Source organism: Streptomyces poriferorum (assembly GCF_019399235.1).
GTDB lineage: Bacteria > Actinomycetota > Actinomycetes > Streptomycetales > Streptomycetaceae > Streptomyces > Streptomyces poriferorum.
In genome coordinates, this window is record NZ_JAELVH010000620.1 from 1 (window position 1) to 561 (window position 561).

Genomic DNA, 561 nt, shown 5'->3' on the forward strand with positions numbered 1-561 from the left:
CACCGGTGCGGTGCTCCTCGTCGCCGCCGTCGTCAACGAGTTCAACCGCAGGTCCGGGCCGGGTCACTGACCCACGCCCTGCCCGCTGCCCCCCCCACGCCCTTCCCGTCAATGTCGCAGGAAAGGTCCCACCTCCATGTCTTCGACCACCCGTTCCCGCCGCGTCCTCGCGGTCTCGCTCGCCGGCGTCGCCGCGCTCCTCCTCTCCGGATGCTCCGAGAAAGCCGACGGCGGATCCGGTGACGGCGCCACCTCGCTGGGATTCGTCAACGGCGCCAACACCCACTTCCACACCTGTCTGCTCAAGGCGGTCGAGCAGACGGCCGAGGTGAAGGGGGCGAAGCTGTACTCCGCCAACTCCAAGCAGGACGCGGGCACCGAACTGTCCAACATCGAGGACATGATCGCCCGCAACGTCAGCGCGCTGATCGTGCAGACCGTCAACGTCGACGCCCTCGAAGGAGACATCACCAAGGCGAAGAACGCGGGCATCCCGATCTATCTCACCTCGGTCGCCACCGACGACCTCTCCGACATCCTGGGCGCCGCCGTCGTCGACCT

Annotated in this window: 1 protein-coding gene; it reads left to right on the forward strand. The window is 67.6% G+C overall.

The annotated features are described in order from the left end of the window. Window positions 1–136 precede the first annotated feature (136 nt). Window positions 137–561 (forward strand): sugar ABC transporter substrate-binding protein (locus JGS39_RS40085; protein ID WP_219574664.1); only part of this gene is annotated, 425 nt, incomplete at its 3' end.